This window comes from Eisenbergiella sp. OF01-20 (genome assembly GCF_003478085.1).
GTDB lineage: Bacteria > Bacillota > Clostridia > Lachnospirales > Lachnospiraceae > Eisenbergiella.
Window position 1 is genome coordinate 198,509 of record NZ_QUES01000001.1, and the last position, 26,673, is coordinate 225,181.

The 26,673-nt window shown below is 49.4% G+C and carries 24 protein-coding genes and 1 pseudogene; 20 read left to right on the top strand and 5 right to left on the bottom strand.

Translation table 11 applies throughout. The features are described from left to right. Positions 1-76: 76 nt before the first annotated feature. The 12 genes and pseudogenes from DXA36_RS00880 to DXA36_RS00940 all read left to right on the top strand — a co-directional run bounded on the left by DXA36_RS00880 (position 77) and on the right by DXA36_RS00940 (position 13,200). Positions 77-1,447, top strand: coding sequence for an NCS2 family permease (locus DXA36_RS00880; RefSeq protein ID WP_118675800.1), 1,371 nt, complete (start codon positions 77-79; stop codon positions 1,445-1,447). A gap of 238 nt (positions 1,448-1,685) precedes the next feature. Then, positions 1,686-2,189 carry a GreA/GreB family elongation factor gene (locus DXA36_RS00885; RefSeq protein ID WP_118675801.1) on the top strand — a complete coding sequence of 168 codons (504 nt, stop codon included), beginning with the start codon at positions 1,686-1,688 and terminating at the stop codon, positions 2,187-2,189. 31 nt (positions 2,190-2,220) lie between these two features. Continuing rightward, the gene (locus tag DXA36_RS00890; protein WP_118675802.1) at positions 2,221-3,003 is read left to right on the top strand and encodes an MBL fold metallo-hydrolase; all 783 of its coding nucleotides are present in this window, start codon (positions 2,221-2,223) and stop codon (positions 3,001-3,003) included. A 21-nt stretch (positions 3,004-3,024) separates the two neighbouring features. Further along, positions 3,025-4,761, top strand: coding sequence for a MutS-related protein (locus tag DXA36_RS00895; RefSeq protein ID WP_118675803.1), 1,737 nt, complete (start codon positions 3,025-3,027; stop codon positions 4,759-4,761). A 15-nt stretch (positions 4,762-4,776) separates the two neighbouring features. Beyond that, on the top strand, positions 4,777-5,250 hold the full coding sequence (gene rnhA, locus DXA36_RS00900; protein ID WP_118675804.1) for a ribonuclease HI: 474 nt from the start codon (positions 4,777-4,779) through the stop codon (positions 5,248-5,250). Between the two features lie 156 nt (positions 5,251-5,406). After that, positions 5,407-5,586 carry a hypothetical protein gene (locus tag DXA36_RS00905; RefSeq protein WP_118675805.1) on the top strand — a complete coding sequence of 60 codons (180 nt, stop codon included), beginning with the start codon at positions 5,407-5,409 and terminating at the stop codon, positions 5,584-5,586. Positions 5,587-5,782: 196 nt separating this feature from the next. Next, positions 5,783-6,790, top strand: coding sequence for a helix-turn-helix transcriptional regulator (locus tag DXA36_RS00910; RefSeq protein ID WP_118675806.1), 1,008 nt, complete (start codon positions 5,783-5,785; stop codon positions 6,788-6,790). Between the two features lie 28 nt (positions 6,791-6,818). Continuing rightward, entirely contained in the window at positions 6,819-7,985 is a 1,167-nt protein-coding gene (locus DXA36_RS00915; RefSeq protein ID WP_118676371.1) for a pyridoxal phosphate-dependent aminotransferase, read from the top strand. A 426-nt stretch (positions 7,986-8,411) separates the two neighbouring features. Continuing rightward, entirely contained in the window at positions 8,412-10,583 is a 2,172-nt protein-coding gene (gene nrdD, locus DXA36_RS00925) for an anaerobic ribonucleoside-triphosphate reductase (RefSeq protein WP_118676373.1), read from the top strand. A gap of 1 nt (position 10,584) precedes the next feature. Continuing rightward, positions 10,585-11,052 (top strand): annotated as a pseudogene (gene nrdG, locus DXA36_RS00930) (anaerobic ribonucleoside-triphosphate reductase activating protein); the annotation flags it as partial. A 95-nt stretch (positions 11,053-11,147) separates the two neighbouring features. Next, entirely contained in the window at positions 11,148-11,666 is a 519-nt protein-coding gene (locus tag DXA36_RS00935) for a deoxyuridine 5'-triphosphate nucleotidohydrolase (RefSeq protein WP_118675809.1), read from the top strand. A gap of 55 nt (positions 11,667-11,721) precedes the next feature. Then, positions 11,722-13,200: a spore germination protein gene (locus DXA36_RS00940; RefSeq protein WP_243114535.1), complete on the top strand. Its 1,479-nt coding sequence runs from the start codon at positions 11,722-11,724 to the stop codon at positions 13,198-13,200. 463 nt (positions 13,201-13,663) lie between these two features. On the opposite strand, the gene DXA36_RS00950 is transcribed toward DXA36_RS00940, so the two are convergent. The 4 genes from DXA36_RS00950 to DXA36_RS00965 form a co-directional block, all read right to left on the bottom strand. Beyond that, on the bottom strand, positions 13,664-14,269 hold the full coding sequence (locus DXA36_RS00950) for a manganese catalase family protein (protein WP_118675810.1): 606 nt from the start codon (positions 14,267-14,269) through the stop codon (positions 13,664-13,666). Positions 14,270-14,276: 7 nt separating this feature from the next. Continuing rightward, entirely contained in the window at positions 14,277-14,558 is a 282-nt protein-coding gene (locus DXA36_RS00955; RefSeq protein ID WP_118675811.1) for a spore coat protein CotJB, read from the bottom strand. Next, complete coding sequence (locus DXA36_RS00960) at positions 14,555-14,725, bottom strand: spore coat associated protein CotJA (protein WP_118675812.1); 171 nt, start codon at positions 14,723-14,725, stop codon at positions 14,555-14,557. Before DXA36_RS00960 ends, DXA36_RS00955 begins: the two co-directional genes overlap by 4 nt. A gap of 67 nt (positions 14,726-14,792) precedes the next feature. Continuing rightward, complete coding sequence (locus DXA36_RS00965; protein ID WP_118675813.1) at positions 14,793-15,041, bottom strand: GNAT family acetyltransferase; 249 nt, start codon at positions 15,039-15,041, stop codon at positions 14,793-14,795. 194 nt (positions 15,042-15,235) lie between these two features. On the opposite strand from DXA36_RS00965, the gene DXA36_RS00970 reads away from it, so the two are divergent. The 5 genes from DXA36_RS00970 to DXA36_RS00990 all read left to right on the top strand — a co-directional run bounded on the left by DXA36_RS00970 (position 15,236) and on the right by DXA36_RS00990 (position 22,448). Further along, the gene (locus DXA36_RS00970; RefSeq protein WP_118675814.1) at positions 15,236-15,475 is read left to right on the top strand and encodes a FeoA family protein; all 240 of its coding nucleotides are present in this window, start codon (positions 15,236-15,238) and stop codon (positions 15,473-15,475) included. Continuing rightward, positions 15,462-17,462 (top strand): ferrous iron transport protein B, encoded by a 2,001-nt coding sequence (gene feoB, locus DXA36_RS00975; protein WP_118675815.1) that lies wholly within the window; start codon positions 15,462-15,464, stop codon positions 17,460-17,462. Before DXA36_RS00970 ends, feoB begins: the two co-directional genes overlap by 14 nt. Before the next feature lie 122 nt (positions 17,463-17,584). Continuing rightward, positions 17,585-19,099 carry a 4Fe-4S dicluster domain-containing protein gene (locus DXA36_RS00980; RefSeq protein WP_118675816.1) on the top strand — a complete coding sequence of 505 codons (1,515 nt, stop codon included), beginning with the start codon at positions 17,585-17,587 and terminating at the stop codon, positions 19,097-19,099. Positions 19,100-19,138: 39 nt separating this feature from the next. Then, positions 19,139-20,599: a glutamate--tRNA ligase gene (gene gltX / locus DXA36_RS00985; protein WP_118675817.1), complete on the top strand. Its 1,461-nt coding sequence runs from the start codon at positions 19,139-19,141 to the stop codon at positions 20,597-20,599. Continuing rightward, positions 20,586-22,448, top strand: a complete 1,863-nt coding sequence (locus DXA36_RS00990) for an ATP-dependent helicase (RefSeq protein WP_118675818.1) — start codon at positions 20,586-20,588, stop codon at positions 22,446-22,448. The genes gltX and DXA36_RS00990 overlap by 14 nt, the downstream gene beginning before the upstream one ends. 8 nt (positions 22,449-22,456) lie before the next feature. On the opposite strand, the gene DXA36_RS00995 is transcribed toward DXA36_RS00990, so the two are convergent. Beyond that, positions 22,457-22,798, bottom strand: coding sequence for a DUF1292 domain-containing protein (locus DXA36_RS00995; RefSeq protein ID WP_118675819.1), 342 nt, complete (start codon positions 22,796-22,798; stop codon positions 22,457-22,459). A gap of 403 nt (positions 22,799-23,201) precedes the next feature. On the opposite strand from DXA36_RS00995, the gene DXA36_RS01000 reads away from it, so the two are divergent. Genes DXA36_RS01000 through DXA36_RS01010 form a run of 3 tightly spaced genes read left to right on the top strand, consistent with a single transcriptional unit; the run spans position 23,202 to position 26,672 of the window. After that, positions 23,202-25,106 (top strand): alpha-amylase family glycosyl hydrolase, encoded by a 1,905-nt coding sequence (locus DXA36_RS01000; RefSeq protein WP_118675820.1) that lies wholly within the window; start codon positions 23,202-23,204, stop codon positions 25,104-25,106. Next, on the top strand, positions 25,103-25,678 hold the full coding sequence (locus DXA36_RS01005; protein ID WP_279221531.1) for a DUF5662 family protein: 576 nt from the start codon (positions 25,103-25,105) through the stop codon (positions 25,676-25,678). The genes DXA36_RS01000 and DXA36_RS01005 overlap by 4 nt, the downstream gene beginning before the upstream one ends. Further along, the gene (locus DXA36_RS01010; protein ID WP_118675821.1) at positions 25,671-26,672 is read left to right on the top strand and encodes a GGDEF domain-containing protein; all 1,002 of its coding nucleotides are present in this window, start codon (positions 25,671-25,673) and stop codon (positions 26,670-26,672) included. The genes DXA36_RS01005 and DXA36_RS01010 overlap by 8 nt, the downstream gene beginning before the upstream one ends. Position 26,673 lies beyond the last annotated feature (1 nt).

Below are 26,673 nucleotides of genomic sequence, written 5' to 3' on the forward strand. Positions count from 1 at the left end.
ATCTTTCAGTATACAATTAATAACGTGTTCTTTCTTTATATTACATAACTTCAACACAATCTTAGGAGGTAGGGAGATGTTAGAAAAGTTCTTCAAACTGAAGGAAAACAAAACCGATGTCAAGACAGAAATCATGGCCGGTATTACCACGTTCATGACCATGGCTTACATCCTTGCAGTGAACCCCAACATCCTTTCCGCGACAGGAATGGATGCCAATGCGGTGTTGATTGCAACAGCACTTGCAGCTTTTGTGGGCACGGCCATGATGGCTCTGTTTGCAAATTATCCGTTTGCTTTGGCTCCCGGTATGGGGCTGAATGCCTATTTCGCTTATACCGTAGTCCTGAATATGGGATATTCCTGGCAGATTGCTTTGATGGCCGTGTTTGTGGAAGGTCTTGTTTTTATAGTCCTTTCCCTGACCAATGTCAGAGAAGCTATCTTTAATGCCATTCCCATGACCCTGAAATCTGCAGTCAGTGTTGGTATTGGTTTATTTATCGCTTTTATCGGCCTGCAGAATGCGAAAATCGTTATTAACAGCGATGCCACTCTGCTTACCTATCAGTCCTTTAAGGGAGATACCTTCCCTTCCGTTGGTATCGGCGCCCTTCTTGCCCTGATCGGCGTTCTTGTAACCGCAATCCTTCTTGTCAAGAAGGTAAAAGGCGGAATCCTGTTCGGTATTATTATCACATGGGTGCTTGGGATCCTCTGCGAACTGGTTGGCATTTATGTTCCCAATCCGGATGCGGGAATGTATTCCGTTATCCCCTCCGCAATAGTGAGCTTTGATTTCAGTTCCTTCGGACAGACCTTCGGACAGGTGTTCAAGGCAGATTTCGGCGGCATAAAAATCCTGGATTTCATTGTGGTTATGTTCGCGTTCCTGTTTGTTGACCTGTTTGATACCCTGGGAACCCTGATCGGTGTGGCTTCCAAAGCGGACATGCTGGACAAAGACGGCAAACTCCCCAGAATCAAAGGCGCTCTGATGGCGGATGCGGTTGCAACCAGCGTTGGTGCAGTTTTCGGTACTTCCACCACCACGACCTATGTGGAAAGTGCATCCGGGGTAACCGAAGGCGGACGTACCGGCCTTACGGCGATTACCACAGGTATCCTGTTCCTGCTCGCCCTGATTTTCTCACCGCTGTTTCTGACCATTCCTTCCTTTGCGACGGCCCCGGCCCTGATCATCGTAGGTTTCTATATGATGGGCGCAGTTGTGAAGATTAACTTTGACGATATGGCGGAAGCCATTCCGGCATTCCTCTGCATCATTGCTATGCCTCTTGCTTACAGCATTTCCGAAGGTATCGCCATCGGTGTTATTTCCTGGACACTGCTGAACCTTCTGACAGGAAAGGCAAAGGACAAGAAGATCAGTGTGCTGATGTATGTCCTTACCGTATTATTTATCCTGAAATATATTTTCCTGTAAGTATTAGGGCAGGAAAGATATAACAATAGTAATAAAAAGGATCCGCTGCGGGAATATGGCAGGGATCCTTTTTTTGCCTGTAATCCGGAAGGGGAAGCGGAAAGGGAACGGTTCGGACCTGTCTGAGCGCTGACTGAAAAACATAAATTTTTATAAATTTTCAGGGAAGGATAAACAGAAGGAAAAATGTGTGGTACAATATCCCCGAAACCATAGGTACAGGCAAAGGGGTGGCAGAATGCATAACCAATTAACCGAAAATGATATAAAACGAATGAAAGAAGAGATAGAACACCGGAAGCTGATAGTGCGCAAGGAGGCGCTGGAGGCGGTAAAGGAAGCCAGGGCGCAGGGAGATCTGAGTGAAAATTTTGAATATTATGCGGCAAAAAGGGAAAAGAACAGGAATGAAAGCCGGATCCGTTTCCTGGAACGTATGATTAAGACCGCGGAGATCATCCCGGAGGATTCCAAAGAGGATGAAGTGGGTGTGAACAATACGGTGGAACTTTTTTTTGAAGAGGATGAGGCGGTGGAAAAGATGAAAATCGTCACCACGATGCGGGGAAATTCCCTGGAAGGCCTGGTCAGCACGGAATCCCCAATCGGCAAGGCGCTTCTCGGGCATAAGGTGGGAGAGCGGGTCTATGTGGAAGTAAACAGCAGCTATGGCTATTATGTGGTAATCCGTTCCATTGAAAAAACGGTGGATGACGGTTCGGATAAAATCAGAAGCTTTTAATAAGACAGGGGAGAAACAGAAGGGCAGAATTATGAAAATTACGTATATCGCACACAGCGGTTTTTCCGTGGAACTGGAAAAGCATGTTCTGCTGTTTGACTATTTTACAGGAGAGCTTCCCGTATGGGATAAACAGAAAACCATATTGGTATTCGTTTCCCACAGGCATCAGGATCATTTTAATATGAAAATTTTCGGCCTGCGGGAACAATATCCCCATATCCATTTCTTCCTGGGCGGGGATAGTAAGCTGAGCCGTTCCCAGATGGAACGCAAAAAAGCGGATCCGGATGCGCTTACGGATGCGGCCTTCATGAAGGCCCATACACAGTTGGTTTACGGGGAAGGGGATGCGGCTGCGGAAGTCCGCACCCTGAAGTCCACGGATGAAGGGGTGGCTTTTCTCGTGGAAGCGGAAGGGAAAACCTTTTATCATGCCGGGGACTTAAACTGGTGGCATTGGGAGGGGGAAGCGCTTTCCTGGAACCGGAACATGGAAGTGAACTATAAAAGGGAAATCGACAGCATTTCCGATATCATGCCGGTGGGAAAACAGTTCCCTCCTGAAAAACCATGTGGCCATGGAAGGCCTCATTTCCATGTGGCATTTGTGCCCCTGGATCCCAGGCTGGAAGCGGCATACGGTTATGGCATGGACTATTTCCTCCAGAAAACGGATGCCGAACATGTATTCCCTATGCATATGTGGGAGGAATACGGTTATATTTCCAAATACAAGGAAACGGAAACGGGCCGGCTTTATGCGGACCGGATTATGGAAATAAACGGGCGCGGAGACGTGTTTGAATTATAGGAGGCAGGAAGGAGACGAGGTATGGGATGGCTGACAGTGCTGGCAATAGGAATCGGAGTGGTCCTGGCCGTGTTCCTCAAAGGGGCGGCCGATGAAAAAAATAAGACGAAACGCCTGAAAAGGCTGATACATGACGGATTCGGCAGGGAGCCGGACCGAGATTACGGGGAAGAGGAACTTTCCAGTATTCCCGGTTATTACTCCGCGCATAGCAAGAGCGGGCAGATTGATGATATTACCTGGAATGATTTGAGCATGGATACGCTTTATTTCCGGATGAACCACACGTATTCCTCCGCAGGGCAGGAGTATCTGTATTATATGCTGCGGACACCTGAAATGCAGGAGGGGGAAATGGAAACCGCGGAAAGCGGCGGAATATCCATGGAAGAGAAAATCCAATATTTTTCCGATAATGAGAAAAAACGGGAGGAACTGCAGTATGCCTACATGCAGCTTGGCAGAAGCGGCAAGTATTCCGTATATGATTATCTGGCGTATCTGGACAACCTGGGAGAGCGCAGCAGCCTGTTTCCTGTTATCATTGACCTGCTTTTTATTCCTGCTATTGTGACTATGGTGGCGTCGCCGCCCTTTGGCATGCTTTTCCTGTTCACCTTATTTACCATAAATATTTATGGATATATGAAACAAAAAGGGGAAATTGAACCTTATCTGACCAGCTTCGCTTATGTGCGCCGTATCCTGGACTTTTCCAAACGGCTGTCCTCCATAGATATTCCGGTGCTGAAGGCGGAATGGGCCGAGCTGAAGGAGCTGGAAGGCAGATTTGGCAAATTCCGTTACAGCGCCATGCTGGGAATGCGCGGGAGCAGTATGGCGGGAGATCCGCTTTCCCTCATTTTGGATTATATCAATATGCTTCTGCATCTGGATATCATCTGCTTTAATTCCATGCTGCGCGAGGTGAAAAAGCACGGACAGGATATCGACAGGATGATAACGATTGCAGGAAGGGCGGAATGCTATATTGCCATCGCTTCCTATCGTGCCGGCCTGCTTCAGGGCTGGTGCGCCCCCCGGCTGGCGGAAGCCCGGAGAAGGGAACCGGGTGCGGGAACGGACGGATCCTGCGGTTTCCTGGAAATGAAGGGCCTGTACCATCCGCTTCTGGAGGAGGCGGTCAAAAACGATATCAGCGTACACCAGGGAGTCTTGCTTACCGGTTCCAACGCCTCCGGCAAATCAACCTTCCTGAAGGCGGTTGCCGTAAACGCTCTCCTTGCCCAGACGATCCATACCTGTGCCGCCGATTCCTATCAGGGGGATCGGTACCGGATTATGACTTCCATGGCCCTGCGGGACGATCTGGAGGGAGGAGAAAGCTATTATATCGTGGAAATCAAGTCTCTGAAACGGATTCTGGATGCTGCCAGGGAACCGGAGAGTAATCCGATCCTTTGTTTTGTGGATGAGGTGCTGCGGGGAACCAATACGGTGGAACGTATTGCGGCCTCCACCAAGATCCTCCAGAGCCTTCACCGGCCCGGCGTACTTTGCTTTGCCGCCACCCATGATATCGAGTTGACGGAACTGCTGGCAAAATGGTATGATAACTATCATTTTGAAGAAGAAATTGCGGAAGGAGATATCCTGTTCAATTATGTGCTGCGGACCGGTAAAGCGGTGAGCCGCAATGCTATCCGCCTGCTGGGGATTATCGGATATGAAGAGGCTATTATTAAAGAGGCGGAAAGCCTGGCGGGTCATTTCCTGGAAACGGGAAACTGGACATAAAAAGGGAGAAAACCTATGAATGTGACGATTTATACGGACGGGGCCGCGCGGGGGAACCCGGAGGGACCCGGAGGCTACGGCACCATCCTGCAGTATGTGGATCCGAAGGGGATGCTTCACGAAAAGGAGCTTTCCGGAGGATATGTGAAAACCACCAATAACCGCATGGAGCTTATGGCGGTTATCGCTGGCCTGGAAGCGCTCAACCGCCCCTGCCGGGTGGAGGTGATATCCGATTCCAAATATGTGACGGATGCCTTTAACAAGCATTGGATAGACGGCTGGCTGAAAAAAAACTGGAAGGGCGCATCAGGCCCGGTGAAAAATGTGGATCTTTGGAAACGGCTCCTGAAGGCGGCCGAACCGCATGAAATCACTTTTACCTGGGTAAAAGGCCATGACGGCCACCCGGAAAACGAACGCTGCGACGGCCTGGCAACCTCCGCAGCGGACGGGGACGGCCTGGCGCAGGATACCGGCATTATTTAGCTGGTTACAGGTGTTACCTTTGGGGAGCGAAAAGGTAATTTTGGATACTTGACGCTTCCATCTGTTCAATGGTATGATAGACCTAGTTGTAAAGGAACCGGACAAGTTCCGGTCTATAAATCTACAGTCCTGTAAGTCAGGCAAGGGGTTTGAAATATGACAAATTTTACGTTGTTTTTTAATTCGTTTTTATCTTATCTGCTTCTTTTTGTGCTGATTGCGGTATTGGCTGTCATTGCCTGTTTTATTGGTATCAGCTTCCGGAAGAAGAAGGATGCCAGGGATGCCGCAACGTCCGCAATGTCTCAGGCGGATACCCAGGACGGGCAGTCCTGACGGAAGAAGATTTTTTGTAACTGCACAGACCGTAAGAGAGTGATTCAAAAGTGCAAAAATCCCCGTCGCCGGAATCGGTTTGGGATGGATTTCTGCAGGAACGGTATAGATACGGAACAGTTATGATTTATTACGTTTGTATTAACCAGAAGAGTGGGGTGTCCCGCTCTTTTTTGTGAGTAGTGCGGAGAAAACCATGCCAAAATCATCTAATCAGAAGCTGAAGCTGCTTTACCTGCTGAAAATACTGCGGGAAGAGACGGATGAGGAGCATTTCCTCAACTCCCAGCAGCTGATCGACCGTCTGGGACAGTTTGATATCAGTGCGGAACGGAAAAGCATTTACGATGATATTGCCCGTCTGATGGATTTCGGGTATGATATTGTACATGTGAAAAACAAAGGCGGAAGCGGCTATTATCTGGGAAACCGCGAATTTGAACTGCCGGAACTGAAGCTTCTGGTGGATGTGGTACAGGCGTCCCGTTTTATTACCCTGCGCAAATCCAGGGAGCTGATACGTAAGCTGGAACAGTTTGTAAGCAGTAAAGAAGCCCTGCAGCTGCAGAGGCAGGTTTATGTGGCGGGCCGTGTGAAAACCGATAATGAAAGCATTTATTATAATGTGGATTTTATCCATCGGGCGATACAGGAAAACCGGAAGATCTCTTTCCAGTATATGGAATGGACCCTGGATAAGAAGCTGGTCCCCAGAAAAGGCGGGGGCAGGTACATAATCAGCCCGTGGGCGCTGTCCTGGAACGATGAAAATTATTATCTGATCGGTTATGACGGGGAAGCCGGCCTGATGAAGCATTACCGGGTGGATAAGATGGGAACGATACAGCTTACCCATGAGGAAAGAGAAGGCGGCAGTGCCTTCGGGAACTTTGATATCGCCGCCTATACCAATAAAACCTTCGGCATGTACGGCGGCAGGGAGGAAACAGTAGCCCTTGTTTTTTCAGACCGGCTGATCGGGGTGGTCATGGATCGGTTCGGCAGGGATACCGATATCAGAAGGCTGCAGGAAGGAACCTTCCGGGTCCGGGTAAAGGTGGCTGTGAGCGGCCAGTTTTTTGGCTGGCTGACCGGCCTGGGAACCGAAGCGAGGCTCGCGGGACCAGGAAATGTGGTGGAAGAATACAGAGACTATCTGAAAAAAATATATGACCGATATGAGGAAGGCCGTCCGGGGCAGTGAAATGCCGGACGGCAGAATGGAGGAGAGAATGGAGCTTCGTTTTGCATCCAGAATGAAGGACTATGAAGAAGGCATTTTCCAGGTGCTGAATGAGAAGAAGGAGGAACTGGTGCGGCAGGGGCGGACTGTGTATAATCTTTCCGTCGGCACACCGGATTTCCAGCCCCGGCAGGATATTATGGACGCGGTGGCAGAGGCGGCCCGCAGGCCGGAGAATTACAAATATGCGCTGCGTGATCTGCCGGAACTGACGGAAGCGGTTATCGGCCGCTACCGGAAACGGTATGGCGTAAAGCTGGAGCCGGAGGAAATCATGTCGGTATATGGTTCCCAGGAGGGGATTGCGCACATCGGCCTGTCTCTGTGTGACAAGGATGATATTGTGCTTGTACCGGATCCCGGTTATCCTATTTTTGCAATAGGACCTTCCCTGGCAGGAGCCAGGCTCATGACCTATGATTTGACGGAAGAAAACCATTATCTGCCGGATCTGGAGGCGTTGGGAGAGCTGGCAGACAAAGCCAAATTTATGATTGTATCCTATCCCATGAACCCTATCTGCAAGTGCGCACCCCGCAGCTTTTATGAAGCGCTGATTCCCTGGGCAAGGAAGCATGAACTGCTTATCATTCATGACAATGCGTATTCGGATATCATCTATGACGGGCGGAAGGGGATTTCTATTTTGTCTGTCCCGGGGGCAAAAGAGGTGTGTGTGGAATTTTATTCCCTCTCCAAATCCTTTAACTATACAGGGGCCAGGATGGGCTTTCTGACAGGAAATAAAGAACTCGTACAGAATTTTAAAAAACTCCGTTCCCAGATTGATTACGGAACCTTCCTTCCCGTGCAGTACGGGGCCATTGCGGCCCTGACAGGGCCGGACGAGCCGGTGCTGGAGCAGTGTGAAGAATATAGAAAACGGCGGGATGCGCTTTGCGGGGGATTCCGTTCCATCGGCTGGAATGTGCCGGACAGTGAAGGGACCATGTTCGCCTGGGCGCCGATACCGGAAGGTTTTGAAGACGATACGGCATTTGTCATGGAGCTTATGGAAAGGACAGGTGTCCTGTGTACGCCGGGCAGCAGTTTCGGTAAACTGGGGAAAGGACATGTGCGTTTTGCGCTGACCCTCCCGGTGGAAACCATCACCCAGGCGGTACAGGCTGTTAAGGAAAGCGGTATTCTTCCGTAACGGTTACCTGTTGTCCGACAGAAAAAGGGAAATGCTTCCCCAGGTGTTGACACAGGGAGCTGATTCTATTATACTTATATCTGCATACAAGATATAGTATATGAAGTGCTGCAGACGACAGGATATGGTATTATCCTGTCGGCAAAAACAGCCGGAACCTGCATTCCGCAGGGATTGCAGGATACGGATGACAATACAAAAGGTAACGTATGACCGGATGAGGGAAACTATGCCGGGGTGCTCCGGACGAAGGAGACACTTCCCGAAGCTGCTTCCAGCAGGCCGGATTTTTTGCCCGTTTTGTGTGACTGTGCAAGCAAGCCGGTGAATCATCGGAAGTCATGGATCTCAGGACAGACCGGCAGTCAGGAATACGTGCCAAAAGAGCGCAGATAGGAGAGAAAGATGGATACTACGGTGCAGGGAATGAAAGAAAAGGAAGGTCAGGATTACGGCAGCGAATATAAGACCAGGCTGGATGTGAAGGTGGTCAAGAAGGATGGGACCAGAGAATCCTTTAATGTGCAGAAGGTGGTTAACGCGGTGGGCAAGAGCGCATACCGTGCCCTTACCAAGTTTACGGATGAAGACAAAAGAAAAATATGCCGTTATGTGATTGAAAAGGTGGACGAGCTGGAATGCCGTGAAATCCCCATCCCTGTTATGCATAATATTGTGGAAAGCGCACTGGAGGAGGTAAAACCCATTGTAGCCAAGAGCTACCGGGATTACCGGAACTACAAACAGGATTTTGTCCGCATGCTGGACGATGTTTATAAGAAGAGCCAGTCCATTATGTATATCGGGGACAAGGAAAACGCCAATACTGACTCCGCCCTGGTTTCCACGAAAAGAAGCCTGATTTTCAATCAGCTGAACAAGGAGCTGTACCAGAAGTTTTTTATGACCACGGAAGAGATACAGGCCTGCAGGGACGGCTATATTTATGTCCATGACATGTCCGCCAGAAGAGATACCATGAACTGCTGTCTGTTTGATGTGCGCAATGTCCTTTCGGGCGGTTTTGAAATGGGCAATATCTGGTATAATGAACCCAAGACCCTGGACGTGGCCTTTGACGTAATCGGCGATATCGTGCTCAGTGCGGCGAGCCAGCAGTACGGCGGCTTTACCGTACCCAGCGTGGATCTGATTCTGGAGCCGTATGCGCAGAAATCTTATGAAAGAGATTTGAATAAATACCTCGCCCTGGGTGTTCCCGCAGAAAAGGCAGAGGAAGTGGCCTACCGGGATGTGGTGAAGGAAATGGAGCAGGGCTTCCAGGGCTGGGAGTACAAGTTCAATACCGTAGCCAGCAGCCGCGGGGATTATCCGTTTATCACGGTAACGGCAGGAACCGGGACCGGCCGTTTTGCCAAGCTGGCGACCATGTCCATGCTGAATGTGCGCCGGGAAGGGCAGGGGAAGGACGGCTTCAAAAAGCCGGTGTTGTTCCCCAAGATCGTATTCCTGTATGATGAAAACCTGCACGGCGCCGGAAAGCCGCTGGAGGATGTGTTTGAAGCCGGCGTAAGATGCTCCGCCCGGACGATGTATCCGGACTGGCTGAGCCTGACCGGTGAAGGTTATGTGGCGAGTATGTATAAAAAATACGGGAAAATCATTTCCCCTATGGGATGCCGCGCTTTCCTGTCCCCCTGGTATGAAAGGGGAGGAATGCATCCCGCGGATGAAAAGGACGTTCCGGTATTCGTGGGCCGCTTCAACATCGGAGCCGTTTCCCTCCATCTGCCCATGATCCTGGCTAAGGCCAGACAGGAGAGCAGGGATTTTTATGAGGTGCTGGATTATTACCTGAACCTTATCAGGCAGCTGCATATCCGTACCTATGCTTATCTGGGTGAAATGCGCGCTTCCACCAATCCCCTTGCCTACTGTGAAGGCGGTTTCCTGGGTGGAAACCTGAAGCTTTCCGACAAGATCAAACCCCTCCTGAAATCCGCAACCGCATCCTTCGGCATTACGGCGCTGAATGAAATGCAGATGCTCTATAATGGTAAATCCCTGGTGGAGGACGGCCAGTTCGCCCTGGAGGTAATGGAGCATATCAACAGCAAAATCAATGAGTACAAGGAACAGGACGGCAACCTTTACGCCATTTACGGAACCCCTGCGGAGAATCTGTGCGGGCTTCAGGTGAAACAGTTCCGGAACAAATACGGGATCATAGAAGGTGTTTCCGACAGGGAATATGTGAGCAACAGCTTTCACTGCCATGTGACGGAAGAAATTACCCCTATTGAAAAGCAGGATAAGGAAGGACGTTTCTGGAATCTGTGCAACGGCGGCAAGATCCAGTACGTGAAATATCCCATAGACTATAATACGGAGGCGGTAAAGACCCTCATCCGCAGAGCTATGGAAAAAGGGTTTTATGAAGGAGTAAACCTTTCCCTGGCTTACTGTGACGACTGCGGCCATCAGGAGCTGGAAATGGATGTGTGCCCCAAATGCGGAAGCCATAACCTTACAAAGATTGACAGAATGAACGGCTATCTGTCCTACTCCAGAGTCCATGGGGATACCAGGCTGAATGATGCCAAAATGGCCGAAATCGCGGAAAGGAAATCGATGTAACATGCGCTACCACAACATTACAAAGGATGATATGCTCAACGGCGACGGCCTCCGCGTGGTTCTTTGGGTATCCGGCTGCGAGCATTGCTGCAAAGAATGCCAGAATCCCATTACCTGGGATCCGGAGGGCGGCCTGCCCTTTGACGAAGCTGCCAGAAAGGAAATCTTCGGACAGTTGGATAAATCATATATTTCCGGTATCACTTTTTCCGGCGGAGATCCCCTTCATCCTGCAAATAAAGGGGATGTGCGCAGTCTGATGAAGGAAATTAAGGAAAAATATCCCGATAAAACCATCTGGCTGTATACCGGGGATGTATGGGAGCATTTATACCGGGATTCCCTCATGCAGTATGTAGATGTGCTGGTGGACGGGGAATTTGAGATTGCAAAGAGAGATGTGAAACTGATGTGGAAGGGCAGCTCCAACCAGAGGGTGGTCGATGTGCAGGCGTCCCTGAAACAGGAAAACCCGGCGGTGCCGGTCCTTCACAGCCCGGATTATCCATGCACGGAGGATACTTTACAGATGACGGCGGACGGACAGAAGGAGAGGAGATCAGGATGCGGAGAATAGCAAAATTTATGAAGGTGAGCAGGGAACAGTTTTTCTCTGATTTTAAGGATTCCTTTCCGGCTTATACGCAGGAACAGATCGACGGTATCTACGAGGCTTTAAGGCTGCCTGCCAGGGCAACCAGCGGCAGTGCGGGCTACGACTTTTTTACTCCGGTTTCGCTGGAACTCAAGCCTGGGGAGACGGTTAAAATCCCCACGGGCATCCGCGCTTCCATGCAGCCGGAATGGGTGCTTCATTTGTATCCCAGAAGCGGGCTTGGATTTAAGTTCAGGCTGCAGCTGAATAACACGGTGGGGATTATAGACAGCGATTATTTCAACAGTGATAACGAAGGCCATATTTTTGCAAAGATAACCAATGATTCCAACGAAGGGAAGGTGCTGAAGCTGCAGGCCGGCGAAGGTTTCATGCAGGGTATTTTCCTGGAATATGGAATAACCGAGGATGATGATGCCGGCGGCGTGAGAAACGGCGGCTTCGGAAGCACGACACAGAGCGTATAACCAGACTCCTTTCCGGACAAACTATATCTATATGTCCGGAAAGGAGTTTTTATATATGGTAATGGAAAAGAAGCATTCCATGGAAGAGAAACATTCCACGGAAGAAAAGATGTCCACAAGCCTGGAAACAAATATGGCTTACCTGAATAAAGTCATTAAGGCGGATAAGAATTTTGACGTGATCTACCGGGTGATACAGATTGGCGGAAAAAACGCCTGTATTTATCTGATTGACGGTTTCTGCAAGGATGAAATGATGCAGAAGCTGCTGCAGCATTTTATGGATATGACAGAGGAAAATATGCCGGAAAATGCCCATGAAATGTCAAAGAGCTTCGTGCCTTACGTGGAGGTGGATCTGAAGGATACCTGGGAAGAACTTCTTTACAGCCTGATGTCCGGCGTCTTTCTGCTGTTTGTGGACGGTTTTGACAAATGTATCCTGATAGATTCCAGAACTTATCCCGCGAGAGGGGTGGAGGAGCCGGAAAAAGATAAGGTGCTCAGAGGATCCAAGGATGGCTTTGTGGAGACTATTGTTTTTAATACCGCCCTTATCCGCAGACGAATCCGTTCCACCGATCTGGTGATGGAAATGATGCATGCCGGGAAAAGCTCCAAGACGGATATTGTGCTTTGTTACATGGATACCCGTGTTGATCACGCTTTTCTGGAAAAAATCAGGGATAAAATTAAGAATATCCAGGTGGATGCGCTGACCATGAACCAGGAAAGCCTGGCAGAATGCCTTTATGACAGAAGGTGGTATAACCCTTTTCCTAAATTCAAATTTACAGAACGCCCGGATACGGCATCCGCCCAGGTTCTGGAGGGTAATATCATAATTCTGGTGGATAATTCCCCTTCGGTGCTGATTATGCCAACCTCTATTTTTGATGTGGTGGAGGAGGCGGATGATTATTATTTTCCGCCCATAACCGGTACGTATTTAAGGCTTTCCCGCTTTATTATCGCCATACTGACCTATCTGATGACTCCTACCTTTCTGCTTCTGATGAAATATCCGGATTTGATACCGAAAGGCTTTGAATTCATTATGGTGAGGGATACGGTAAATATTCCCCTTATCTGGCAGTTCCTCATTTTGGAGCTGGCTATCGACGGCCTCCGCCTGGCGGCAGTCAACACGCCGAATATGCTGAGTACCCCCCTGAGTGTCATGGCGGCGCTGGTGCTGGGTGAATTTTCCGTAAACAGCGGCTGGTTTAATTCCGAAGTCATGCTGTACATGGCGTTTGTGGCTATAGCCAACTATACCCAGTCAAGCTATGAGCTGGGTTACGCCCTGAAATTCATGCGTATTATTAACCTGATACTCACGGCTGTTTTCGGGGTTTGGGGCTACGGGGCAGGCATCCTTCTTGCCGTCGTATTTATGGTTACAAACCGTACCGTGTCCAACCAGAGCTATATTTATCCCGTCGTACCTTTCAATGCCAGACAGCTTGCCAAAAGGCTTTTCCGGCTGCGGCTTCCGGGAGCGCTGGATCCGGTGGATAAAAAGGGAAACTAACAAGAACAAAATAAAAATGGACCCGATGCCGTGCAGCAAGTGCGCGGCATGATCGGAACACTAATAAATACAGGTGCCCGCTTTTCCGGTGCCTGTATTTTATTTTGTGGGAACAGCCCGTCCCATGCTAAAACAGGAAGAATGTACAAAAGTTATAGTAGGAGAGGATGGCGCAGGGCACAAAGGACCGTCTGAACTATAACCCGCGATTTGGTAAAAGGAAGATTCAGTATCCGGGAGTGTATGAGAAACACAATAGGCCCCACGATTGGCGCCCGTTCCGGTCCGGGGACGGTGGCGCTGTTCTTCCTGGGGGATAACAGGTAGGGAGTTCAGGGGTGGTATAGATAATGAAACAAAGACAAGACCCGGGCTGATAGGCCCGGGCTGCTGTATGAAGATAGGTTAACTCTTGCATTTGTCGAATTCAGGGTTAGAAGGCAACGCCTTCAACCCGCCAAGGTTAACTCTTGCATCTGTCGAATTCAGGGTTGAAGGCGTAGAAGTTTTTGCTGTCGAGTTTATCCTGGACGATGCGGAGAGCTTCTCCGAAACGCTGGAAATGTACGACTTCACGCTGACGCAGGAATCGGATGGGGGCGGCAACCTCTGGATCCTTTACGGTTCTTAAGATATTGTCGTAGGTGGTACGGGCCTTCTGCTCCGCAGCCATATCCTCGGTCAAGTCGGAGATGATATCTCCTTTTGACTGGAATTCACAGGCGTTGAAAGGAATTCCGCCAGCGGCCTGAGGCCAGAGAGCGGTGGTATGGTCGATATAATAAGGTCCGAAGCCGGAATTTTCAATTTCTTCCATGGACAGATTTTTGGTCAGCTGGTATACGATGGATCCGATCATCTCGAAGTGCGCCAGCTCTTCTGTCCCTATGTCGGTAAGCAGTCCGGCAACTTCTCTGTACGGCATGGTATAACGCTGGGAGAGATAACGCATGGAAGCGCTCAGTTCTCCGTCCGGTCCACCGTATTGGGAGATAATAAACTGTGCCAATTTTGCGTTGGGCTCCTTGATATTTATCGGAAACTGCAGTCTTTTTTCATAATTCCACATTTACGTTTCACACCCCTTCCCATGGCAGAGGCGCAAGGCCCCAATTCCATTCCCTGTTATTCGGATCCGCAGTTGCAAGGTTAAGCGGAAAATATTTGGTGGCAAATTCCGCAGACATCTTATTCAGCATCCGATTGTAATAGTTGAAATAATTCAGCGCTTCTCTGTCAAAGGGATGGGTATCCAGATATTCGGTGAGCTCTACCACTACAAAGCTTACGATGCTGATGTTGTGCAGGCTGCGTTCCTGCTCCGGGTTCGCGCAAGGCGGGCAATTCTGACAACTCATTTCACACATCTCCTTCCAGTAAAAGGTTTGATTAATTCAGGAAAGATTGTGCCGCATGTAAAGGCTTCGTCCAGATCCTCACAGATGTTGGTCATATGCTGCCAGGGAACATAAGCCATAGCTATGGGAAACTGTTCGAAACATTCGTCATAGTTATAATCCTGCATAAAACTCCTCTCATATACTACATATTTATTTAATATTATGATATGTGGAGAGTTTGCCTTTTGCTACTTAATAACGCCCTTTTTCATGCTGTTCATTCAGCCAGCGGATCAGTTCCGGCATGGATTCCGGGGTATTCGGAAACTCCCTGGTGACCTTCTGTTCCTCCGGTGTTTTCACATAACAGAACTTATCCGGGTATACTGTGGCGGAAAGCTGGTCCCCTTTTTTCGTGAGATAATACCGCATTCCCTGATAACTTCCTGTCTGCGGCTCCTTCTGGATGAAGTTATACGATATTTCTTCTTTTCTGATCATGAAACGTCCTTCCTTTCCCTACATGCAGAACAGTATAGCATTTTTTAAATGGAAAGAAAAGCTGTGGTGAAAACGGCAGCGCAAAAATCTGTAACAGTTCTCTGCGTAAGGTGGTTGACATTTCCATAAGGGGAGAATATAATCCTAATTGAGAATGATTATCAAATAACTTACAGAGGAAGGACGAAGCTACCATGACACTCTATGAAGGGCAGGTAGGAGGCCAGTATTTTGTGGAAGATATCGGGATAGAACAGGGTATCTCCAGAAGGCTTCAGGCATTGGGTTTAATCGAAGGAACGAAGGTAAAAATGCTGAACCGGAAAAGGAACGGTTCGCTGATTATTTATGTGAGAGGAACACGGCTTGCCCTGGGAAAGCATATCACCTCCGGTATTGTTGTGAAGGGGGTGGAAACAGATGAGAAAGGATAATCATGTACATGTAGCGTTTGTGGGGAATCCTAACTGCGGAAAAACCACATTGTTTAATGCGATCACGGGATCCAAGCTGAAGGTGGCTAACTGGCCGGGGGTCACCGTGGAAAAATATGAAGGGAATCTCCAGTATGAAGGGTATGATCTGAAGCTGGTGGATACCCCTGGTATATATTCCCTGACTTCTTATACCATTGAAGAAAAGGTAACCCGCAGATGCGTGCTGGACGACGACATCGAGGTAATTGTCAATGTGGTTGACGCTTCGTGTCTGGAAAGAAATCTGTATCTTACCTTACAGCTGCTGGAGTTGGGAAAGCCTGTGATACTGGCTTTAAATATGATGGATATTGTGAAGGAACGGGGGATGGAGATTGACATGCACCGTCTGCCGGAGATGCTGGGGGATATCCCTGTAGTCCCTGTTTCCGCCGCGAAGCGGACAGGTCTTGACATTCTGATGCATGCGGTGGTGCATCATTACGAGGAAGGACCCAAAAAGGATATTCTGGATTATGGGGAAGAGGTGGAAGCGAAGCTTTCTGCCCTGGAGGAGCGAATGAAATCCAGCTATCCCAATCATTCTTCCGTACGCTGGCATGCGATAAAGCTTCTGGAAAACGACGAGGAGGTTAAGAAGGATCATCCTCTGGAGGTGGAAGCCATAGCGGATCACAGCTATGAAAAAGAGATTACGGCAAAAAAATATGAATATATTGAGAAAATAATCGAAGAGGTACTTTTTTACAGAGACAGGAAAGCGGCAAGTACGGATCGGATCGATAAGGTGCTGACCCATCCCATATGGGGTGTCCCGGTTTTCCTGTGTATTATGGCCCTTGTATTTTTCCTGACCTTTTTTGTAGGGGATTTCCTTAAGGGCGGACTGGAATATGCCCTTGCTGTTTTTTCTGATTTGATGCGGGCCGGACTGGAAGGGCTTCATGTGGCCGGCTGGATGGTTTCCCTTGTAGTAGATGGCGTGATTGCAGGCGTAGGCGGCATTCTGACCTTTGTTCCCAACATTTTCATTTTGTTTCTGGCGCTGGCGGTTCTGGAGGACAGTGGTTACATGGCCAGGGTCGCTTATGTCATGGACGGCATTATGGGTAAAGTGGGATTATCCGGGAGAGCTTTCCTTCCTATGGTTCTTGGCTTCGGCTGTACGGTTCCGGCTATCATGGCCACAAGGGCCCTGGAAACGGAGCATGACAGAAGAAGAACGATGATTGTGACTCCCTTTATGTCCTGTTCGGCCAGGCTCCCTATTTACGTGCTGTTTTCGGAAATGTTCTTCCCCCAGTGTGCCATGCTGGTGGCTTTCTCCATGTATGTCATCGGAATGGTAATGGGTATCCTGGTGGCGCTTGTGCAGCATAAGCTGGAAAAAGGAAAGGTCAACCAGTCTCTGATGATTGAACTTCCGGAATATAAAAGGCCCAATGCGAGGACCATACGTACCTATGTATGGAACAAGCTGAAGGATTATCTGACGAAAGCGGGAACTACCATATTCATCGCTTCCATAATTATCTGGTTCATCCTGAATTTTGGAGGAAAAGGTATGGTGGCGGATCCTTCCGAAAGCTTCGGCGCCGCCCTGGGCAGGCTCCTGGTTCCGGTTTTGAAGCCCGCAGGGCTTGGGTTATGGCAGATTGCGGTCGCCCTGATATCCGGAATATCTGCCAAAGAGGTTGTGGTTTCCTCCTTCTCCGTATTATTCGGTGTATCCAATGCCAATTCCGCGGCGGGTATGGCATCCATTATTGAAAATATCAGGCAGTTTGACCCTTCCTTCGGCGGGCTGAACGCGTTCTGTCTGATGCTTTTCTGCCTGCTTTATGTTCCCTGTGTGGCTACCATAGCAACCATTAGAAAAGAAAGCGGTTCCTGGAAATTCACTTCGGCGGTAATGGTTTTTCAAATCGGACTTGCCTGGCTGGTAAGTGTGCTTGTATTCCAAATCGGCAGTTTTTTTCTGTGATAAATTCTTGATTTAGTGGCCGGTTTGTGTAAAAATAGGAAAAGATGGAAATGCTTAAACATGGAAATGCTTAAATATGACAGCAAATACAGCCATTACAAATACAGGAATGGAGGACGCAGGTGAGAGGAATTGACACACAGGTAAGGCAGATCCGCAGGCGTGTCTTTAAGGAGATTGCCAATCTGGCGTATACTTCCGAGAATCTTAAGGATGATGCGGAAGAACTGCCTTATAAAATTGTAGGAGCGCAGGCTCCGGCTTACAGAGACAGTATTTACAGGGAGAGGGCCGTGGTGACGGAACGGATCCGTATGGCAATGGGGCTTTCCCTCAGACCGGAAAATGTGCCGGTGCACCTGACACAGGGTCTGGATGAGAGTGATATTGATCAGAAATATTACGAACCGCCGCTGGTGCAGGTTATTCCGTCCGCGTGTAATGCCTGTCCGGTGAACCGTTATATAGTGACGGATAAATGTATGGGCTGTATGGCCCATCCCTGCCGGGAGGTATGCCCCAAGGAAGCGGTTTCCATGATAAACGGAAAATCCCATATTGATCCGGAAAAATGCATCCGGTGCGGAAAATGCAAGGCTATCTGCCCTTATGACGCTATCAGCCATCAGGTGCGCCCCTGTGCCCTGGCCTGCGGCGTAGGAGCCATTGAAAGCGACGATCAGGGCCGTGCAGTCATAAATGAAGAAAAATGTGTTTCCTGCGGACAGTGTATGGTGAACTGCCCGTTTGGAGCCATCGCGGATAAGTCACAGATTTTCCAGCTCATCCGGGCTATCCAGTCCGGCAGGAAAATCATAGCCCAGGTTGCGCCTGCTTTTGTAGGGCAGTTCGGCCCGGGAGTAACGCCGGATATGCTGAAAACCGCCTTGAAACAGCTGGGCTTTGCAGATGTCTATGAGACTGCCATCGGAGCCGACATCGGGGCTGCTGCGGAAGCGGAACATTATGTCCATGCGGTGGCAACCGGGGAACTGCCATTTCTGCTCACCTCCTGCTGTCCGTCCTGGTCCATGCTGGCTAAGAAGTTCTTCCCGGAAACCATCGATAATATTTCGCATGCCCTGACTCCTATGGTGGCAACGGCGCGCAGGATCAAAGCAGAGCACCCGGAGGCCCGCGTGGTGTTTATCGGCCCCTGTGCGTCCAAAAAGCTGGAGGCTTCCAGAAAGAGCGTCCGTTCCGATGTGGATTTTGTGATTACCTTTGAAGAATTAGCAGGTATGTTTGATGCCAAAGGGATTGAACTGAAGGGGGTACGGGCGGAGGATAAGCTGGAAGATGCAACAGGAGCGGGCCGCGGCTACGGTGTGGCGGGAGGCGTTGCCAGCGCTATAGAAGCCTGTATCCGGGAATATTACCCGGATGTGGAGGTGAATATCGAGCATGCGGAAAGCCTGGCCGAATGCCGGAAAATGCTGATGCTGGCAAAGGCAGGAAAGAAAAACGGCTGCCTGATAGAAGGCATGGCATGTCCGGGAGGCTGTATTGCGGGAGCCGGAACCAATATTGCGATTCCCCAGGCCATGAAGGAGGTAAATGCCTTTAAGTCTGCGGCGGAGAAGAGGATTCCCGATATTTCTGCGGCGGAAGAAGAGAAAGCACTGATGAATAAATAAGTAACAGTTCAGAAACTGGGAAAGCGAAGGATAAGACAAGTGACAAAAATAAGAACCCGTTTTGCACCAAGCCCCACAGGACGTATGCATGTGGGAAATCTGCGTACTGCTTTGTATGCCTATTTAATCGCCAAGCATGAGGGCGGCGATTTCATTCTGCGTATTGAAGATACGGATCAGGAACGGTTTGTGGAGGGGGCTGTGGACATCATTTACAGAACCCTGGAAAAGACAGGCCTCAGACATGACGAAGGCCCGGATAAGGACGGAGGCGTCGGCCCTTATGTCCAGAGTGAACGCCAGGCCTGCGGACTCTATCTGGAATATGCGAAAAAGCTTGTGGAAAAAGGGGAAGCCTATTACTGTTTCTGCGACAAGGACAGGCTGGCTACCCTGACCCGTACGGTAGCGGGGAAGGAAATTAATATCTATGACAAACACTGCCTCAGCCTCACCAAGGAAGAGGTGGAAGAGAAGCTGGCAGCAGGCGTTCCCTATGTCATCCGTCAGAATAATCCCACGGAAGGCACCACTACCTTCCATGATGAAATCTATGGGGACATCACTGTGGACAACGCGGAGCTGGACGATATGATCCTGATTAAATCCGATGGCTATCCCACCTATAATTTTGCCAATGTCGTGGACGATCACCTTATGGGGATCACACATGTGGTGAGGGGAAATGAGTATTTGTCCTCTTCTCCCAAATATAACAGGCTTTATGATGCTTTCGGATGGGAGGTGCCTGTTTATGTGCATTGCCCGCTGATTACGGATGAGGAGCATCATAAGCTTTCCAAGCGCTGCGGCCATTCCTCCTATGAGGATCTGGTGGAGCAGGGTTTTTTGACGGAAGCTATTGTTAACTTTGTGGCGCTTCTTGGCTGGAGCCCGGAAAATAATGAAGAGATCTTTTCCCTGGAGGAACTGACCCGGGAATTTGATTACCGTCATATGTCAAAATCCCCGGCGGTATTTGACTATACCAAATTGAAATGGATGAATGGGGAATACATCAAGGCTATGGATTTCGACCGGTTTTATGAGATGGCGGAGCCGTACCTGAAAAAAGCGCTGCCGGGGAACATAGATTATAAGGCTGTTGCGGAAATGGTAAAGACCAGAATCGAAGTATTCCCGGATATCGAGGAAATGGTGGATTTTTTCGCGGCGCTGCCGGCATATGATGTGGCAATGTACACTCATAAAAAGATGAAAACCAACAGTGAAAGCTCCCTGGAGGTGCTGACCGAGCTGCTGCCCATCCTGGAGGCCCAGGAGGATTACAGCAATGACGCACTGTACCAGGCGCTGGTTTCCTATGTGGAGAAAAAAGGCTGTAAAAACGGCTACGTGATGTGGCCCGTCCGTACTGCGGTTTCCGGAAAGCAGATGACGCCCGCAGGAGCTACGGAAATTATGGCTGTTCTTGGAAAAGAAGAATCTCTCGCCCGTATCCGTACGGCAATTGAGATGCTGCGGAATGCCTGTGCATAAACCCACAGAAACCCAGGACAATAACCGCGGCCAGATAGAAGCAATAAAGCACGGAACCGGTCCCCTGCTCGTCCTGGCAGGGCCCGGTTCCGGAAAAACCTTCACGATCATCCAGAGAATTCTGCATCTGGTGGAAAACAGGGGCGTGGATCCATCCTCCATCCTTGTGATAACCTTTACCAAGGCCGCGGCAAAGGAAATGAAGGAACGCTTTCGGGCAAAAACGCAGGGGAAGCAGTATCCGGTAAACTTCGGAACCTTCCATGCAGTCTATTATCACATTCTTAAAACCTCTTATCATTACCGTTCCGGTACTGTTATCTCCGATTATGAAAAAAAAGAAATCCTGAAAACCATATTATCCGACCCCTCCTGTACCTGTCAAAATCCAGACGGCCCCGCTTCCGCGGACGAAGCGATAGAAAACCTGCTGGCTGAAATAAGCCGGTTTAAAAATAACGGGTGCTGTGCACAGGCGGGAGAAAGGCAGATGGAAGAATTCACTTCGGTTTTCCGGGCATATGAAGAAGAACTGCGGGGGAGGGGGAAGCTGGATTTTGACGATATGGTGCTGAAATGTCACAGCCTTCTTACAGACAGACCTGCTATCCGTAAAGCCTGGCAGGATAAATTCCGTTATATTCTGGTGGATGAATTCCAGGATATTAACCCGGTCCAGTATGCAGTGCTGCGTATTCTGGCATTGCCGGAAAACAATCTGTTCATTGTTGGGGATGACGATCAGTCGATTTATGCATTCCGGGGAGCCAGGCCGGAAATCATGCTGGGTTTTCTGAAGGATTATCCGGATGCGGGGAAGGTACAGCTGGAAAAAAACTACCGCAGCACACCCGAAATTATAAAGAGCGCGGGACAGCTGATTGCTGTTAACCATAATAGATATGCGAAAAAAACCGAGGCGGCAGCCGAAGGAGGGCAGCCGGTAATTTACCGCAGCTTTGCTTCCAGGGAGGAGGAAAACGAAGAAATTGCCGGAGAAATCGCAAAAGAGAATAACGCTTCCATGCAGGCGCTGCGGGAAACGGCTATTATATACAGGACCAATCAGGATGCCTGCGCGATGGCCGGAAAACTGGCGGAGAAAGGGATTCCCTTCCGCATGAAAGAAAAAATCAAAAACCCATACAGGCAAAGGGTGCCTCAGGATATTCTGGCCTATTTGGAATTCGCCCTGGGAGGGCAGTACCGAAAAGATTTTTACCGGATCATGAATAAGCCCGTGCGCTATATCAGCCGGAATGCCGTTCCCGGAGAGCGGGTGGATTTCGGAGAACTTCTTATCTTTTACAGGGAAAAACCGTATATGAAGGATACGCTGCGCCGGCTTCAGCTGGATACGGAACGTATCAGGCGGATGGATCTGTTTGCAGCGGTAAATTATATACGCAAGGGAATGGGCTACGACGATTATCTCCGGAAAATGGAGAGGGAGGAAGGGAAAGAAAAGGGAGCCTTATTGGGGGAAGCGGAATGGATGCAGCGGCAGATGAGAAATTTCGCCTCTCTGGAAGACCTTGTGAACCATATTCTGATCTGTGAAAAAGAACTGGAAAAGGCAGGGCGGGATCCGGATATGCGGGACGGCGTATATATCCTTACCATGCATGCCTCCAAAGGTCTGGAATTCAACACCGTATACATACCCGACTGCAATGAGGGAGTCATTCCCCATAAAAAAAGCATGAAGGGAGAATCGGTGGAGGAAGAGCGGCGCATGCTTTATGTGGCGATGACCCGGGCCCGGCATAAGCTCACCCTGTCCTATGTGTCCGGAACAAAAGAAGAACCGGGATTTCCCTCCCGGTTCCTCACTGAGCTTGGCAGATAAACGCCGGCTTATTCATCCTCAGGATCAATCAGTTCATCGAATTCACAGCTGTCCAGATATTCATCGAACGCATCAGCCACCATTTCGTATTCCTCGTCATCCTCAATAAAACGCAGCTCCGGCTCTTCGTTAGGATCCTCTTCGTTCTCCGTATAGCCGTAGAACCAAACCTCCCCATCCTCATTCTGACCGTTTTCATTCAGCGGAAGAAGTACGATATAGCTCTTTTCGGCCACATCCAGAATTGTAATAACCGCACAGTTGACAAGTGTGCCGTCTTCAAGCTCCAGCTCCACGCTCATTTCTTCTTCAGGTTCGCCTGAAGGCATATTAATATTATCCTCGCTCATGAATAATCCTCCATATATAATTATCAGCAGCACCTTCATTCTAACCGATGTTTGTCCCGGATGCAAGATAAACTGGTAAGAGATGGTGATGTATGATATAATGTCCACAGAGTGGACATTATATCATTGCGCATCCGGTTTCTGCGACTGCAGCAGAAAACCGGGCGCTAAAATCCCCCGGAGGGCATGTCCGCGCAGCGGACATGGTATAATGTCCACAGAGTGGACATTATATCATTGCGCATCCGGTTTCTGCGACCGCAGCAGAAAACCGGGCGCTAAAATCCCCCGGAGGGCATGTCCGCGCAGCGGACATGATATGATGTCCACAGAGTGAACTGGTATTTCCACGGACGGCGGTCTGCCGCCGGAATTTGTATGATAAAGACAGGAGAGTACCCATATGACAGCAAGACATAACTTTAAAATTCTCCCCGGGACACCATACCCTATGGGGGTATCCCTTACCGCTGATGGAAAAGTCAACTTTGCCGCCGCACTCCATACCAAAGAAGAATGCGGTGTGCTTTTATATCTGCATGCGGCGGGCAAGCCGGTGCATCTGCCTTTTACGGAAAAAAACCGTGTGGGGAATATTTACTGTATGCAGCTGGAAGGGCTTGCCGATGTCAGCTTCCAGTATAATTTTTATGCGGGCGGGGAGATTATAACCGACCCGTATGCGGAGGTCATATATGGAAATGAACGCTGGGGCAGGCAGGCGGAGCCCAGGCTTCGCGGCGGGATAAGCCGCCGCGGCTATGACTGGGAGAATGATGCGCCCCTGATGACCCCACTGTCGGATACCATCCTCTATCTGATCCATCCCAGAGGCTTTACGCGCCATACCTCTTCCGGGGTAGAGCAGAAGGGAACCTTTGCAGGGCTGGCGGAGAAGATACCTTATCTGAAAGAGCTGGGGATAACGGCTGCCGAACTGATGCCTTCCTATGAATTCCTGGAGCTGGAAAAGCCGGAACACCGGGAAAGAAGTATGGCGGAAGCCAGGACTCATTATATGGATCCGCCCGCAGAAGAGGACGAGCCTCCCCGGATTAATTACTGGGGCTATAAAAAGGGTTATTATTTTGCACCCAAAATGTCTTATTCCGCATCGGACTGCCCGGCGGAGGAATTCAAGGATATGATCAAGCAATTCCACCAGAACGGTATTGAGGTCATAATGCAGTTCTATTTTCCCGCCGATGTAAAGAGGGCCTATATCCTGGAAGTGATCAAGCACTGGGTATTTACTTTCCATGTGGATGGTTTCCATCTTTTGGGGATCCATATGCCTACAGCCCTTCTTGCCACGGAACCTATGCTTGGAAATACCAAGCTCTTTTACACGGAAATCCCCTGTCAGGAAATCTATGACAACAATGATATTCCGGTATATAAAAATCTGGCGGCCTATAATGATGATTTTATGTATGCCGCACGGCATTTCCTGAAAAGCGACGAAGGTTCTCTGCAGCCTATGCTGGGCCTGCTTAAGAAAAACCCTAAGCAGACCGGTGTCATCAACTATATTACAAATTATTCCGGATTTACACTGGCGGATCTTGTAGCCTATGACAGAAAGCATAATGAGGCAAACGGAGAGGAGAACCGGGACGGGGAAACCTATAATGTGAGCTGGAACTGCGGCGCTGAAGGGAAAACAAGAAAGAAATCCATACTGGATTTACGCTGGAAGCAGATGAGAAATGCCATGCTGATGCTGCTTACGGCGCAGGGAACGCCCATGATAGTGAGCGGGGATGAATTCGGCTTCAGCCATGGGGGAAATAACAATCCATACTGTCAGGACAATAGCGTATGCTGGCTGAACTGGAAGCTCACGGAGTTAAACCGGGAATTCCTTGCTTTTGTCAGAGAGGCGATTGCCTTCCGGAAGAGCCATCCTGTGCTTCACCGGCCGGAAGAGCCGACAATGATGGATTATATTGCCTGCGGCTACCCGGATCTGTCCTTCCACGGAGAAGAAGCCTGGAAGCTGGACGCTGATAATCTGAGCCGTCAGGCGGGCCTGATGTACTGCGGCTGTTATGCCAAGGTGGACAGGAGGAACGATGACCATTTCCTGTATCTTGCATATAATATGCATTGGGAAGAACACGATTTTGCTCTGCCCGCCCTTCCTCCCGGAATGAAATGGGCCAAGGTGCTGGATACGGCTTCCGGGGCACAGGAAGAGGGAGAAAACGGGAAAACGGCCGCCGTATCAGGGCGCTCCATACAGATATTTGAAAGCAGAGAAAAAACGGGTAAAGAAAAGCAGAAGGCAGGACAGAAAAAGAAGTGACAACAGGAAAGAAGGCTTGGAAGCATTTTAAGACAATCACCCACCATAAATATCTGGTAATGAAGGGGTGTTTTGCGGTGGGATTGTATAAACAGGGGCTTACCCATGACCTCTCCAAATATTCCCCATCGGAATTCCTGGTGGGGGCCAGGTATTTTCAGGGGGACAGGAGTCCCAATAATGCGGAGCGTGAGGAAAAAGGCTATTCCAGCGCATGGCTCCATCATAAAGGAAGAAATAAGCATCATTATGAATATTGGATAGATTACAGCATAAGGGAGGTACCGGGAGGTATTGCTCCGGTGGAGATGCCGGTTCCTTATGTGGCGGAAATGCTGATGGACCGGATAGCGGCATCCAAAGTGTACAAAGGGAATAAGTATACGGATGCGGATCCCCTCTTATATTTCCAGTCGGCTAAAGAGATCCCCATAATGCATGAACATACAAGGAAGCTGCTTCTTCGGCTTCTTACCATGCTGGCTAAACAGGGGGAAGAGAAGACCTTTGCCTATGTGAGGGGAATGCTTCTTAAAAGGAAAAACAGGGAGACGACGGACAGGAATGGATAATTTTAAAACGCCGGAAGAGTTTTGTAGATTTTTATGGCATTGTTATCTGGAGCAGCGGGATATGCGGGATCTTAAGGAGGTGGCGGATGAGCGCCTCACCGTTATCGGAACCGGATCCCATGAAATAAGCAGGAACAGGGCGGAATTCCTGGAAGCGATGGACAGGGAACTGGAGAAATGGGATGGTGTATTTCTGATAGAGGACGAGTGGTATCAGGCCACCGAAATCCGGGAAAACCTGTACAGTGTCATCGGAGAGCTGAAAGCAAAGGAAAATGCGGAAGACAGGATTATCTATGACTTCAGCTTCCGCTTTTCCGTTCTCGTGGAAAAAAAGGAGGGAAACTGGTTTTTGCTGCAGATCCATCAGTCTATGCCCGATGTCAGCCAGGGTGATGATGAATTTTTCCCTCACAGGCTGATAGAACAGGAGAACCGTATCTTTCAGGAGAAGCTTACGGAAAAGACCCGGGAACTGGAAATGACAAACCGGCGTTTCCTTTATGAACTGCGTCATGATGAGCTGACAGGCCTTCTGAAGAGATATTGTCTCGAGGAAATGGTGGAAAAGTCCATGAAGGAGTGCGGACAGGGAACTCTTCTGATGATTGACATAGATGATTTTAAAAAAGTAAACGATACCTTCGGACATCCTATGGGCGACAAGGTGCTGGTAGCTTTGGGGGAATGTCTCAGAAAGAATTTTTCACAGGATCTGGCGGGACGGATCGGCGGTGATGAGTTTATCCTGTATCTGGCCTGTGACGGAAAAAGCCAGGAAACCCTGCGGGACAAGCTTTCCCGGCTGCGGGAGGACTGGGACGGGGTGATAGGAAAGCTGAAGCTGTCCTTCCCGGTGACCTTCAGTGTCGGTGTGGCCCATTACCCTTCTGACGGTGATAATTACCGCGTGCTTTGGCCGGTGGCGGATAAGGCCCTGTATGAAGCCAAGAAAAGCGGTAAGGATAAAGTGTGCTTCGCTTCGGAAAGTTAGG